Below are 12650 nucleotides of genomic sequence, written 5' to 3' on the forward strand. Positions count from 1 at the left end.
GAGGTAAGCATCATGAAAAAAATTTTATCTTTAAGCCTCTGCCTCCTGTCTGCTTGGGTGGCTATGGCTCAGACGACAACTGAGAAACTCGCTCATTCTATATATCTTAAAAATGGGGTTACGGTTTCTTTTGACTATAATCAGCTCGACTCTACCCGTATCATCTATACGCCAGAAGGCGACTCTCTGGGTATCAAGGTGTATGTCCGTGGTAAAGAGTCTGCCGACTACTTGTACTCACAGATCAAGTATGTTGTATTCTGGGGCGATGGCGAAGCTGCTGGTGAAAACTTAAACCGTAATAACGAAGCTGACTTGGCAAAGAATAAGGAGGGATGGCGATTGGAATTCCCTCGTTTCTATCATGTCTCTAATCGTACTTTCGAAATCAGTCACTATTCTGATGTCGCTGGCGTAAACTACTCGCTCGAATGGGACGGCGATAAGAGAGCCAACCGATGGACTTGCTATGAAATGTACGATAAGGTTCTCCAAAAGGCCGTTGGTCGAAGCGACAATTTCCGCGAAGATTCGCTTATCGATGCCGATTGTCGCACCACGCTCAACGATTACAAGAATACCGGTTACTCACGAGGCCACCTCTGCCCTTCTTACGATCGTCTTTGCTCAAGAGAGTCTAACGATCAGACTTTCTATCTGAGCAATATGCAACCTCAAAATCAGGATCACAATGGCGGTGTCTGGGCTAATCTGGAAACGAAAGTACACGATGTTTGGTCATCTATCTGCGATACCCTTTACGTTGTTAAGGCTGCCACAATTGATAACGAAGACCAAATTCTCGGATATACATCCAAGAGCAATGGTGAAGACTCTGATTCATACTTCCACATGATTATTCCGAAGTATTTCTACATGGCTCTACTGGCTTATAACAAAGAGTTGAATAGCTACGATGCGCTTGGAATCTGGTCGCCACATCAGAGCAATTCTACAACTGAATATATTACCATTGATGAGTTGGAACGTCGTACGGGTATCGATTTCTTCTGTAATCTTCCAGATGCTATCGAACGACAAGTCGAAGCTACGGTCGATGAAGATTACTGGAGTGTCAAGGTCTCTCAATAAAACGATTGAAAACGTATATACCCAAAAAGATCGAGGGTGTGTTCAAACGATTGAGCACACCCTCGACTGTATTATCATCTTTCAAACATATGGATCTGCACATGACAGATTTACTGCTTACCCTTCTCCATATAAATCTTATAGGTTTCTTTAGCCCCATTCACTGCTGTACCAACAAAGACAAGTACAGGTTCCTTCAACCCTTTCAGGTTGACTTCCACTTTCTTCTCACCCTTCAGTGTGAGCTGGCGTACAGCATGACCTGAGAAACTGACTACTTCGAGCGACTTCAGTGGCTGGTCTGATGTAACTATCGCCTTATTCCCTTTCAGCGTAGCCGTAAGCTTAAAGGATGCTCCTTCAGACTTCGCCGTAGCAATGGAAGCAGCAGAAGCATCTACCTGATAGCCCTCCAAACTTAACATTTTCAGCGCATAACGCTTGCCCAGTTCCTCATAGCCCTCATGGGCAAAATGTAGATTATCCGGACCTACCTGACATCCATATGATGAAATGACATGGGCAGTAGGGATAACCTCCTGAATGCGGTCGATCATTTTATTTGCTCCGGCACATACACCATGTTGATCGTTGCCCACAACCTCACCTACCAGCAAAGGTACCTGCTTAGCATCCAGATGCAGTTCACTTAAGATATCCTGATAGATAAATTTCATTTTATCTAACCATCCCTCATTCCACGCATCCGTCTCGCCTTGATGATAAAGAATACCTTTAATCACACCCTCTTTCTGAGCCTGTCGAGCCATATCGAGCAGACGCTGACGCGGATTACCGTTATAAAATTCGATTTCCTTCTTCATCCAGTCGGCTGTAACATTCTTCACATAGTCTTGATAAAGATTCTTGTGAAAGAGATCACTGGCACATCCGTTTACTGCCACGTGTACGACACCCACACGAACTTTTTCTGGTAATACCTTCACCATCTGTCGGCCGAAGAAATCCGTTGGACCGATACCTGCATAACGGCGACAGAGTGGTGGCACAGCCTTACGCCAGGTGCCCATGGTTCGGTCTTGATCATTGACTGCATTAAGCGACTGGAAACGAGCATCCACAACAGAGTCTGCTGGCTGCACTTTAGCAGCACCTACCATATTCGACTGTCCGATACATAGATAGATATGGAAATTTTTGTCCTGGGCATGTGTTGTCAAGGCAAAAGAAAGCAACATTCCTGCTGCAATAAGCCATTTACGTTTCATTTGTACGTTATTTATAAGGTTTTATGATAAAAATTGATTTTATAGTTTATTGCAAAAGTAAATCATTTATCTTAAACTATAAAATATTTTTCTGCATTTAACAGTTTACTTAACATACCCATTCACTTCACCAAACCTAAAAATTTGAAAGGGGATGAACCTGAATGATAATACCAGGTCCATCCCCTTAACTTTCATAAACATGATGATAACAACATCACCATTAAAATAATCCACTGTAGGATTATGCGGAAGAGCGATAACCATCGCCATATGTTACTACGAGGAAGATGAGCATATTTACTCATCCGAGTCTTCCACGTTGCTCGCACCCACGATACCGAGAATACTCGATATCAGGGTGGCGAGTATCTTAAGTAGAAGCGTTACTTCATTCTTTTTCAAGAGCATACCTCCGTTTCTTTACTACTAAAATTCCTTATTGTCGTCGCCAGTGCTGCCTGAACCGCTTCCAGGGGTATTGCTACCAGAGTTATTATTATCAGTATTGCCACTTGCAGGTTTATCATCGCCTGCTGCAGCACCGTTACCGGCATTCTTACTTTTACGCTCATTTACGGCAATCTGGGTACCCGCATCCTGATAGTCAGCCAGATTCTCTACACGAATACCCTCTATCAGCGGATTATGACGCACGTGATTTGAACTGTCGACGGTTACTTCTGGACTGAATAGTACATGTAAACCATGAATGTTAGAAGCCGGGGAGAACGTAGAAGCCGTTTCGGCTGCAGAGGTTTTTAATCCAATCTTAAAACTGCCTAATCCATCCAACTTAACACGTTTTCCCTCCTGAAGCTGTAATGAGATTTCGGTCACGAGAGAAGATATAACGGCCAGGATATCCGGATAAGTCACGGTGCATCGAAGTCCGATATTCTTCGCTAATACTTTTGTGTCTGCCATGCCTACTGCAACAGCACGGGCATACCATTTACCTAGGTTCTTTGCGTTTTTTCGCTTTTCTTGTACCAATCGATATTTTACTGACATATATTTACTGAGAGCATTCCGACTTTTCTGTTTTTTGTCGGCAGAAGAAGCGTTGCTTCTCCACTTCGTTTGTGTTTATGTGAATTGTAATTATCTGATTTCGAGTTCCACATCCATACCTTTGGCGATGGCTGCATTCATTCGGTCGATCAGTATTCTGAGGATAGATGTACTGTTGATCACCATGCCTTTCAACTTGTTGAAGCCTACCAGCACACAGCCTCGTGTATCTTTCGGCCGATTGCCGGCATGGATACGAATGCCTTCAAAACCGGGTACAGCCATCAGCAGAGGTAAGATACAGCCAAACTTCGGACTCTTCGTGAGTGTCACGTGATAGATGCCCTGAGGTATCGCTGTCGGTCCTTTGCACTTCGCCAGAAGGATATCATCATACGTCGATGCCGATGTCAATGAGCGGTCTGGCGGTTCCAGGGTATCACAGAAGTAATGCCTGTCGATAAATAAGTGACCTATCGTATAAGAAGGTTTACGGGCCACACGTGCAATTTTTATTTTCATATTCATTTTGTGTTTGTGTATATGTTTCTGATTACGGTTGCAAAGATACGATAAGTATGGGTCAAAAAAATATCCGATATATCCAACAACTAGTTGAATATATCGGAATAACCAAAAAATCAGAATGCTGGTATCTTCATGGGCAAACGGCGTACCGAAAGGATAATATATCGGATAACAACTTCGGAGCACAAATAGGTGTCAATTTGCTATCTCAATATCTATCTTGTAGTTAAATATGTATAAAAACGTATCATAATTACGAAAATCAGAGATAGATATGCTGTCTTTATAAAATATTATTTATATTTTCGTAGCAAAATTACGATAACAAACAAAATATTGCGGTATGATACGAGATTTTTGGGTAAAGAACTATCTTTCCATTCGCGACAAACAGGAATTAAGCTTCGTGGCCAAGGGACCATCTTCGGAACTTGTCACCGAAATTGCTGATGGTGTGTTCTTGTATAAGTTAGGCATCCTCTATGGTTCAAACGCTTCGGGTAAGTCGAATATGCTGATAGCCATGAATGAGGTATTCCGTCTGTTGGTCATGCCTAAATCGGATGCGACAGTCGAAATTGGCGGTTGTATACCCTTTGTGCTTACCAAAGATGAGCCAACAGAAATGCACGTTTCATTCTATGCCGATGGCACCCGATATGATTATGATGTCAAGTTCAACGGCAAGCATATTCTGAGTGAAGCCTTGTACTATTATCCAAACAAATCGAAATCGCTGTTCTATGAGCGTAGTTTTGTGGGCGAGAATGTACAGGCAGACATCAAGTTTGGTGCGAGTCTCAAACTGCAAGTCAAGACGCAGGAAAGCATCCGCGAAAACACACTGAACAACCACAGTGTGCTGTCCGTTTGCCGAAAAGCTGCCTTGAAAGAAGACATAGCTCCATTCAACACACTTCACGCTTGGATTATGGCCAATTATCACGATGTGGACGGCAATGTAGAAAAGGGACTTGTTGAGATCTTGAAAGATGCTTACAGCAATCCAAAGAAACGTAAGTTCTATAACACCATGCTTCAGAAGGCCGACTTAAACATCCTAGAATATCGTCCCGTCGTAGAAGACCGCATTGTACCCAATGATTTCCGCGAGCGCATCCAGAAAGAGAACATCCCCGAGGAGATGAAAAATGTTCTATTAAAGCCAACCACAGATTCCATCACCTTCTTGAACCATTCCGACAATGGTGACTTTGATATTCCTCTTAGATGGCAGTCAAAGGGTACTCAGAAGTATATCCGCATATTGGATGCCCTATACGACTTGATAACGAGTCCTCATGTGTACTATCTTGATGAACTGGGCGAGGATCTGCACAATGACCTGCTGTACTACTATCTCAACGTCTTCATCTTCAACTCCGATAAGTCGCAGTTGATTATCACGAGTCAGGAGACCACCCTTCTGTCACAGGATATGATAAATGAGAATCGAGGTGTGGTGTGGTTCGTAGAGAAGAACAAGGAGACAGCTTCATCCGAATATGCTCGTGGCGACTCCTTCGGCTTACACAAAAACTTGTCGCTTTACAATTCATACCGCATTGGTAGATTGGGAGCCAAGCCAGAACTGGGCAGTATCTTTATAAATCTGGAGGACTGATATGGGAAAGCTACGACAAACAGCACTCATCCTGGGCGAAGGACCAACGGAGTTCTTCTATTTCAAGTCCTTATGCGACGTGTTCAAACGTCTGACCATCAAGCCGGACTATCCGAAGCATACCAATATCAAGGAACTGAATGCAAAGATAGCTGAGGGCGTGGAAATGGGTTACAGCCATATCTTCTGCATCATCGACATGGACACGAAGGACAAGGAGCCAGAGCGTTCACAATATCAGAAACTAAAGGCAAAGTATGCCAAGCCTATCAACAAGCCCAAGAAAGGTATCTACTGCGAGGTGGAGTTCTTCGAGACTCACCGCTGCACAGAACTGTTCTTCCTATACTATTTCCGCTACACCTCACGTCCATACGATACACAAGAGCCATTGCTCAAAGACCTGAATCAATGTGTGGAGTATCGAAAGACGATAGAATTCTTCATCAAGACCAAAGGACTGCACAGTTACTTCGAACGCAATGGTGGCAGTCTCGATAAGGCTATCGTCAATGCAAATCGTTCAATGGATGAAAAACAAAAAAGCGATAGAGATTATACTTACTCGGAGCTCGGAAGGTTAATGAAGAAACTGAAAGGGTTGGACTAATAATAATTGCACTTCTATTGTGAACTTGCGCAGATCAAAAATTAATCATGAATTAGAAACAAGTTCAAACTGTAAAGTTGACGGATTGGCTTGCAGGTGTTGCAATTGCAACTTTTCAGGCAGGAACATCTGCTTCAATGGAATCGTACAAGAACTTGTGTCATATAGGCTTCAAAACGATGGAGTCAACGCACAAAACACTCATTTCTTCCTAAATAATCTTAAATAACAAACTCAAAAAGTTCAAAAATTTCAATATATTAACAAAGGTATTTACCTTTGTACCTGATTAATTCTCTAATACGCATAAAATGTATTCGCAACCAGAACTTATATATAGTATAGCCTGCTCTGCATACGTGGTAACATGTTTAATGTTCGCCGCTGTGCGGTGGTTTCATGTTATCTTTCTCATATCCATACTGCCATCAAAGCGCAAAGGGAATCTTTTTGACTACGCACCTACTGAAGAGCAGCCTCACACGTGTTGCATAGAAAAAGCTGTAAAGGAAGAGCGTAAACTTAAAGAGATTCCACAGCAGACTCGTAAAAGGATTTCCGACGGTATTGAAAGGGTACTGGTAAAGCAACGTCTCTATCTGAATCCCAACCTTAGTCTGAAGGAGGTCGTTGAGGGCTGTGGCTATAGTCAGACATACGTATCGAGAGTGCTCAGAGAACAATATGGTGGATTTTACGACTATGTGAATTTGCTTCGTTGTCGCCACGTCGATAACTATGCTAAGCAACATCCGGAAGTCACTATGGAGGAGTCCATTGTTAAATCAGGCTTCAAAAATAGACAAACCTATTATCGCATCAAAAAACATCTGTTCTTTAATGATGCCCCAGCTGATTAAAGCCTGAATAGAGTGTGTATAATTTTCTGAAATTATAACCAGTTACGACAAAGTTATAACGAATTATGACAAAGTTATCATCAAATACACGTCTCGATGACGATTTCTTTAAGCTTCTGCGCCTGTCATTGGGACTGACGCAAGAGCTTCCTGCGAAGATGGACGCCCACGGATGGCGACTTTTGTATCAGATGGCATTACGGCAGTCGCTCGTTGGTGTCTGCTATAAAGGTATTTGTCTGTTGCCAGAGGACTGTAAGCCGCCTGTAGAGATTGCCATGCAGTGGGCTTGCGAAGCAGAAAGCATCAAAGGGATGAATGAACTGCTATACCAGGAGACCGCACGACTGACACGGGAGTTTGAAGAGCAAGGACATCGCACGGCGATACTGAAGGGACAGGCCAATGCGCGGCTTTATCCTGATAAGTATGCGCGACAGCCCGGGGATATTGACATCTGGGTGGAAGGTGGAAAGGATTGTGTATTGGCACTGCTGCCCCATCATTCGAAGGCTATATATCACCATGTGCATCTGCCAGTGAACAAGCAGGGCGTGACTGTGGAGGTACATTTCCGTCCATCGTCGGGCAACTTCAATCCGATGACTAACAGAAGACTGCAACGGTGGTTGGAACGAGAGATCCTTCTTGCAGCACAAGTGGAGGAAAACTTTCGTGTACCGTCTGTCAAGTTTGCACTCGTGATGCAGCTGGCGCATATCCAGCGACATTTCCTCAGTGAAGGTATCGGACTGCGGCATGTCTGTGACTACTATTGGCTTTTGCAACATTCCACAGTTGAAGATCGACGTATCGTATCGAGTGTATTAAGGAAATTTGGTTTATACCATATCGCCATGGCACTGATGTGGGTACTCGGTGAGGTGTTTCAGTTAGATAAATCGCTTATGCTGACCGCTCCTGACAGTTATCGCGGCAATTGGTTGTTGCGCGAGATGATGACCGACGGCAATTTCGGGTGGTATGCACAGCGACAACGGTTCGGACTGTTGCGGCGGGTGTACGAGAATAAACGGCGGCATCTGCGACTGATGAAGTTTGACTTCTGGGAGGCGTTCTGGCTGGAGGTGAAATACTGGAGTAACATTGTGTGGACCCTCCCTACACGCATCAGGTACAGAAAACTATCATTAAGAGACTTTCAGAGATGAAAAAAAAGAGATATTATAAAGTGGCTGGACATCGGTTCTGCGTCAGCGGCGAGAAAGATGGCTTGACCAACTACCAGCCGTTTGCGTGTGCTGATGGTGAGACGGTGTTTGCCTTAGATGTAGAAAGCGGTGATGCTCCTGAATATACCGAGGAAATGCGACAGGAGGACGAGGGACAGGTCATCATCTGCGGACATACGACTGCTGGTGAAGCGGTGTTCGAGTTCCTTTGGCGAGGTGTAACGGCGGGATGGCTCGTCTGCTCCAACAACTATAGCGAGGGACGACTTGTCACGACGGGCAGATACGAGAAAATGGCGATTGACAATGCGCTGATGATTATGTTCGCCCTGGCTACGGCAGACAAGGATACTGTACTATTCCATGCAGCTGTAGTGAGCTATGAAGGTCGGGGATATATATTTCTCGGCCCAAGCGGCACAGGGAAGAGCACCCATGCCAGTCTATGGCTGCAGCATATTGCGGGCACGGCATTGGTGAACGATGATAATCCTGTGGTGCGTATCGACGAGGATGGCTCCGCAATGGTGTATGGATCGCCTTGGAGCGGAAAGACACCTTGCTATCGGAATGTGCATTATCCTTTGGGAGCCATCGTCTTGCTGAGTCAGGCAGACTGCAACAAGATACAGCGTCTGAGCGGTGTCTATGCGTATGTGGCTCTCATAGAGAGTATCAGTGGCAAGCGATGGGATGAGCGTATAGCCGATGGTTTGCACCAGACAGAGAACGCACTGGCATCTTCTATCCCCGTTTGGCATCTGGAATGTCTGCCCGACGAAGAAGCGGCAATACTGTGTAACGAAACGATTACGCCATGACAGATAGTGAAATCATAGAAGAAGCCATCAGACTGGTCAAGGAAGGTGTGAGCGTGACGCTGCCCGTGAATGGCAACAGTATGCTGCCGTTTATCATTGGGGGCAAGGAAAGTGTCATCTTGCAACAGCCGCAACTTCCGAAAGTCGGCGACGTGGTGCTGGCATGGGCATCACCTGGTCGATGGGTGGTACATCGCATTATCCGTATCGATGGACATCAGGTGACGCTCATGGGCGATGGTAATCTGATGGGTACAGAACAGTGCACCCTCCATGACATCAAGGCCATAGCAACCCATGTGGTAGATGTCAGGGAGAGAACATTTTATTTATATAATAGGTGGCGGAAGTCAGCTGCTAAGATCTGGTTTTGGCTGCGCCCCATAAGAAGATATTTATTGGCAATATACAGACGATTATGAAACTGAAAAAAGGATTTGTGCTGCGTGAAGTGTGCGGCGAACGTGTGATTATGGGCGAAGGACTTGGCGCCATTAACTTCGGTAAACTGCTTACACTGAACGAGACGGCTGCATGGCTTTGGCAGCAGGCTCAGAACATGGGCGACTTCACCATTGAGGCACTGGCAAAAAGGCTCTGCGAGGAATACAACGTGACAGCGGAAGAGGCTAAGGTTGATGTAGCGGAGTTGGTAGCCGAATGGCAGAAAGTAGATGTCTTGGAATGAAACGATAGCTCTTGGCTGTGACAGAAGACTCTTGACATCCGAAAGAATAGAAAAAAAAATCCCGCCAGCAATTCTATGGAATGCTGGCGGGTTCTGTTATCGTTAGATACAGATTTTTTAGCGGTGTATATGATAATATTGATGATTAATTACTACTCTCCATTCGTTCAAGTTCGGCTTGACCTGCACCCGTGCCTTTGTATTTACTCTTCGATTCGTTAAAGGTATAACGGATAGAGAGGGCTACACGATGATTTCTACTGCGAGTAGTCTGTTCGGCATAGAAGAAACCACAGTCTTGAGCTACATCCTGTATACTGCGCTGTAACACGTCGCTGATGCTGGCTCGCACACAGAGGGCATCATTCTTCAACCAGCACTTCTGTACTACAAAGTGAAGTTTACAGGCGGTAGACGTTATACGATAGTTGAGCACATCGCCTTTGGTTACGATGTTTGCATTGGCTTCCAACTGCCAGCTGTGTTTCAGGCGGAAAGTGTTGTTCAGGTCGAAGAAGAAGATCGGTTTGGTATAGGTCACTTCTTTCTTACCGGTTGCTGTTCGTGGGTCGTCAAACTGCATGGTGTTCCAATACTTCTGTCCACCTATTGTCCACGATGGACTGTAGACGCCCCATGTCGGATTGGCCGATAGGAAACAGGTAAGATTTCTCACGGGATCCGTCAGATTAGTCTGTTTCAACAGCATCACACCTGCATCGTCATAGGCCATAGGCACCTGAGTGATGGTATTGTTGCGACGCTCGTAAGCTACATATAGATTCAACCATTTATAGCGGGCATTGACACTAACCTCTTGCATCGTCGCATTTTTCAGTTTGGAGTCACCTTGCTGTAGGGTAAACGAGTTGATATAGACGATACAGTCGTTAAGCGAACTGTAGTTTGGACGCACGGTCTTCATCGTGTACGCCAGCGAGGTCTGAATCTGTCCGAATTGCTTAGACCAGGAGAAATTCGGGAAGAATTCATCTTGACTACGTTTTATACTGTTCTTGCTTTCGAGAAGGTCAGTATAGTCGAATCCCACATGTTCGTAGCGAAGTCCAGCATTCACCATACCCCATTGCTGCAAGTTGGCCTGATAAGCCACAAAAGCAGCTACATTACTCTCTTTCACTCTTGAGTCATTAGATGGCAGCGGATAGTTGGTCATGCTCGAACCACTTTTACGTTTGGCGAAACTCATTTCGGAACCAGCCTGCAGTTTACCCTTCCACAGTGGATAATCGAGCACCAGTTTGGCAGCCCAGAGGCGAGATGACGATTTGCTGCGCTGATCCATCATCGACTCTGCAGGTAGTATCACATCGATACGATTATCCAGACTTTCCTTCTGGGTCAGGAAGTCGATATTCAGATCGATATTCAGTTTGCCCACCTGACCATTATAATAGGTATTAGCCCGCCAGTGATAAGGATAATGACTATGACTGTCTTGATGCGAATAATCCTGCCCTATCAGATTATTTTCTGATTCTACCGTCATGTCATCATACGACTTAAACTGGTTGTAACTTTCTAATCTTGCACCCAACGAGTGTTGCTCGTTGATTTGCAAGTTGAACCCCAGATTATAGTTCAAGCCCTGTCCGTGCCAGTCATCGCAAACATGACTATTCTGAAGAATATTCTTGATATGGCCATGATCAGTCAGGAAGGTAGACTGTTTGATACGGAAGTTGTTCGAATTATCCCATCGCCAATAATTCACCATACCGAAGAAATCGAGGTTATTATGGCGATAACGCAAGTTGAGCGTACTGCTTGGGTCTGTGAAACCACGAGTCAGTTCCTGACTATTATCCGCGATGAAGTCGAACCCGAAGCCCTCACCATGGCGGCGAATCGTCTTGATGCGAACCACCGCAGGGACCGTGGCATCATAGTCAGCACCAGGATTCGTAATCACCTCCACACTCAAAATTTCTTCAGAACGCAAACGCTTGAGTTCGTCCTTATCGAGCATCTTACGCCCATTGATATAGTAGATAGGAGTGCCCTTACCCAGCACTTCCAGTTCATCGCCCTTTGCCGTCATACCAGGCACCTTGGCCAGCATCTCCAGTACCGATCCCGATTGCGCCAATGTGGTACCCTTAATAGTCGTAATCATCGAGTTTCCCGATAGTTTGGTTTTCGGCATCTGTGCCTTCACGGTTACCTCTTGCAGCATCTCATGATCTGCTATCGTCATCACCGAGTCGACCTTTTCGCCTGCTGCCACAACAAACTTAGAGCGCTTACTGTTTTTTCCACTTTCACCCACATTATGAGCCTGAACATGCAGACTCATCATCGTGACAGCCATCATGGCTGTCATCGTCATTTTTAACTTTTCCATAACTACATCACTACTTGAGTCAGGATTAATCTTTTACCTCAAAAAAATTTAATGATTTTACGTATTAATTTTTGATATTCACACCACCGAGAAAATTATCAGCGATAATATGCAGATTGTGCACATCCTTGCCTACAGTCATTGCGGAATGATTATTTACCCCACCCATAAAACTGCGACTCTTCACGAGTATATTTACCGTTGGAGGTACATAGAGATCTACTCCACCACAAAACGTGTGAATCTCGATTTCTTCATCCTCTGTAATCGTAGCATTGCGCAAATCCATACGAATACCACCACAGAAGGCATCCAGACGCGCACCATGAAAAGGTTCACCGCTGAATACATACTCATCACCACCATAACGGGCGGAACAGACAATGCGCTTACCATCGTCGCCAATAGGCAGCGGACGCTTCAGCCACTGGTCAGGATGATGCTGATAACTGCTGACTATCAATTCTACACCTATATATATAATCAAAGCAGCACCGAAATAATCAAGAAAAATCTGTTGCTTCAACCATGCTAAGTGTACAATTCCCCAAATATCAGCCAACTTCAATAAACCGAATACTATAAAAATAATACCAAAAATCATTCTTCGCATAATAATAAAATTT

At 44.7% G+C, this 12650-nt stretch carries 13 protein-coding genes; 8 read left to right on the top strand and 5 right to left on the bottom strand.

Annotated features, from left to right (window positions below; translation table 11 throughout):
• Positions 1 to 12: 12 nt before the first annotated feature.
• A complete protein-coding gene (locus L6471_RS02225) occupies positions 13 to 1092 on the top strand; it encodes a DNA/RNA non-specific endonuclease (RefSeq protein WP_237796701.1) in 1080 nt (359 codons plus the stop codon).
• Between the two features lie 110 nt (positions 1093 to 1202).
• On the opposite strand, the gene L6471_RS02230 is transcribed toward L6471_RS02225, so the two are convergent.
• The 3 genes from L6471_RS02230 to L6471_RS02240 form a co-directional block, all read right to left on the bottom strand.
• Positions 1203 to 2321 (bottom strand): sialate O-acetylesterase, encoded by a 1119-nt coding sequence (locus tag L6471_RS02230; protein ID WP_237796702.1) that lies wholly within the window; start codon positions 2319 to 2321, stop codon positions 1203 to 1205.
• 429 nt (positions 2322 to 2750) lie between these two features.
• Positions 2751 to 3335 (bottom strand): HU family DNA-binding protein, encoded by a 585-nt coding sequence (locus L6471_RS02235; RefSeq protein ID WP_074614529.1) that lies wholly within the window; start codon positions 3333 to 3335, stop codon positions 2751 to 2753.
• Between the two features lie 90 nt (positions 3336 to 3425).
• On the bottom strand, positions 3426 to 4049 hold the full coding sequence (locus tag L6471_RS02240) for a DUF5675 family protein (protein ID WP_317221427.1): 624 nt from the start codon (positions 4047 to 4049) through the stop codon (positions 3426 to 3428).
• 157 nt (positions 4050 to 4206) lie between these two features.
• Here L6471_RS02240 and L6471_RS02245 point away from each other — a divergent pair, with 157 nt between their 5' ends.
• The 7 genes from L6471_RS02245 (at position 4207) to L6471_RS02275 (ending at position 9659) form a co-directional block, all read left to right on the top strand.
• A complete protein-coding gene (locus tag L6471_RS02245) occupies positions 4207 to 5487 on the top strand; it encodes an AAA family ATPase (protein ID WP_237796703.1) in 1281 nt (426 codons plus the stop codon).
• A gap of 1 nt (position 5488) precedes the next feature.
• Positions 5489 to 6097 carry an RloB family protein gene (locus tag L6471_RS02250; RefSeq protein ID WP_237796704.1) on the top strand — a complete coding sequence of 203 codons (609 nt, stop codon included), beginning with the start codon at positions 5489 to 5491 and terminating at the stop codon, positions 6095 to 6097.
• A 311-nt stretch (positions 6098 to 6408) separates the two neighbouring features.
• A complete protein-coding gene (locus tag L6471_RS02255; RefSeq protein ID WP_237796705.1) occupies positions 6409 to 6957 on the top strand; it encodes a helix-turn-helix domain-containing protein in 549 nt (182 codons plus the stop codon).
• Between the two features lie 65 nt (positions 6958 to 7022).
• Entirely contained in the window at positions 7023 to 8129 is a 1107-nt protein-coding gene (locus L6471_RS02260) for a nucleotidyltransferase domain-containing protein (protein ID WP_094448508.1), read from the top strand.
• Positions 8069 to 8971 (top strand): hypothetical protein, encoded by a 903-nt coding sequence (locus tag L6471_RS02265; protein ID WP_237796706.1) that lies wholly within the window; start codon positions 8069 to 8071, stop codon positions 8969 to 8971. Before L6471_RS02260 ends, L6471_RS02265 begins: the two co-directional genes overlap by 61 nt.
• Entirely contained in the window at positions 8968 to 9393 is a 426-nt protein-coding gene (locus L6471_RS02270; RefSeq protein ID WP_237796707.1) for a S24/S26 family peptidase, read from the top strand. Before L6471_RS02265 ends, L6471_RS02270 begins: the two co-directional genes overlap by 4 nt.
• Positions 9394 to 9422: 29 nt before the next feature.
• Entirely contained in the window at positions 9423 to 9659 is a 237-nt protein-coding gene (locus L6471_RS02275; protein WP_237796708.1) for a PqqD family protein, read from the top strand.
• Positions 9660 to 9804: 145 nt separating this feature from the next.
• Here the strand turns inward: L6471_RS02275 and L6471_RS02280 are convergent, their stop codons facing one another.
• Both L6471_RS02280 and L6471_RS02285 read right to left on the bottom strand, forming a co-directional pair.
• Positions 9805 to 12024 (bottom strand): outer membrane beta-barrel family protein, encoded by a 2220-nt coding sequence (locus L6471_RS02280; protein WP_237796709.1) that lies wholly within the window; start codon positions 12022 to 12024, stop codon positions 9805 to 9807.
• Between the two features lie 64 nt (positions 12025 to 12088).
• A complete protein-coding gene (locus tag L6471_RS02285; RefSeq protein WP_237796710.1) occupies positions 12089 to 12637 on the bottom strand; it encodes a LiaF domain-containing protein in 549 nt (182 codons plus the stop codon).
• Between the last annotated feature and the right edge of the window lie 13 nt (positions 12638 to 12650).

Origin of the sequence: Segatella bryantii, from assembly GCF_022024215.1 — a bacterium.
GTDB classification, from domain to species: domain Bacteria; phylum Bacteroidota; class Bacteroidia; order Bacteroidales; family Bacteroidaceae; genus Prevotella; species Prevotella bryantii.

Bases quoted from the DNA above. Each gene is read 5' to 3' on its own strand.
- L6471_RS02280 (WP_237796709.1), bottom strand. From the start codon at position 12,024: ATGGAAAAGTTAAAAATGACGATGACAGCCATGATGGCTGTCACGATG.
- L6471_RS02235 (WP_074614529.1), bottom strand. From the start codon at position 3,335: ATGTCAGTAAAATATCGATTGGTACAAGAAAAGCGAAAAAACGCAAAG.
- L6471_RS02250 (WP_237796704.1), top strand. From the start codon at position 5,489: ATGGGAAAGCTACGACAAACAGCACTCATCCTGGGCGAAGGACCAACG.
- L6471_RS02225 (WP_237796701.1), top strand. From the start codon at position 13: ATGAAAAAAATTTTATCTTTAAGCCTCTGCCTCCTGTCTGCTTGGGTG.
- L6471_RS02255 (WP_237796705.1), top strand. From the start codon at position 6,409: ATGTATTCGCAACCAGAACTTATATATAGTATAGCCTGCTCTGCATAC.
- L6471_RS02245 (WP_237796703.1), top strand. From the start codon at position 4,207: ATGATACGAGATTTTTGGGTAAAGAACTATCTTTCCATTCGCGACAAA.
- L6471_RS02230 (WP_237796702.1), bottom strand. From the start codon at position 2,321: ATGAAACGTAAATGGCTTATTGCAGCAGGAATGTTGCTTTCTTTTGCC.
- L6471_RS02270 (WP_237796707.1), top strand. From the start codon at position 8,968: ATGACAGATAGTGAAATCATAGAAGAAGCCATCAGACTGGTCAAGGAA.
- L6471_RS02285 (WP_237796710.1), bottom strand. From the start codon at position 12,637: ATGCGAAGAATGATTTTTGGTATTATTTTTATAGTATTCGGTTTATTG.
- L6471_RS02260 (WP_094448508.1), top strand. From the start codon at position 7,023: ATGACAAAGTTATCATCAAATACACGTCTCGATGACGATTTCTTTAAG.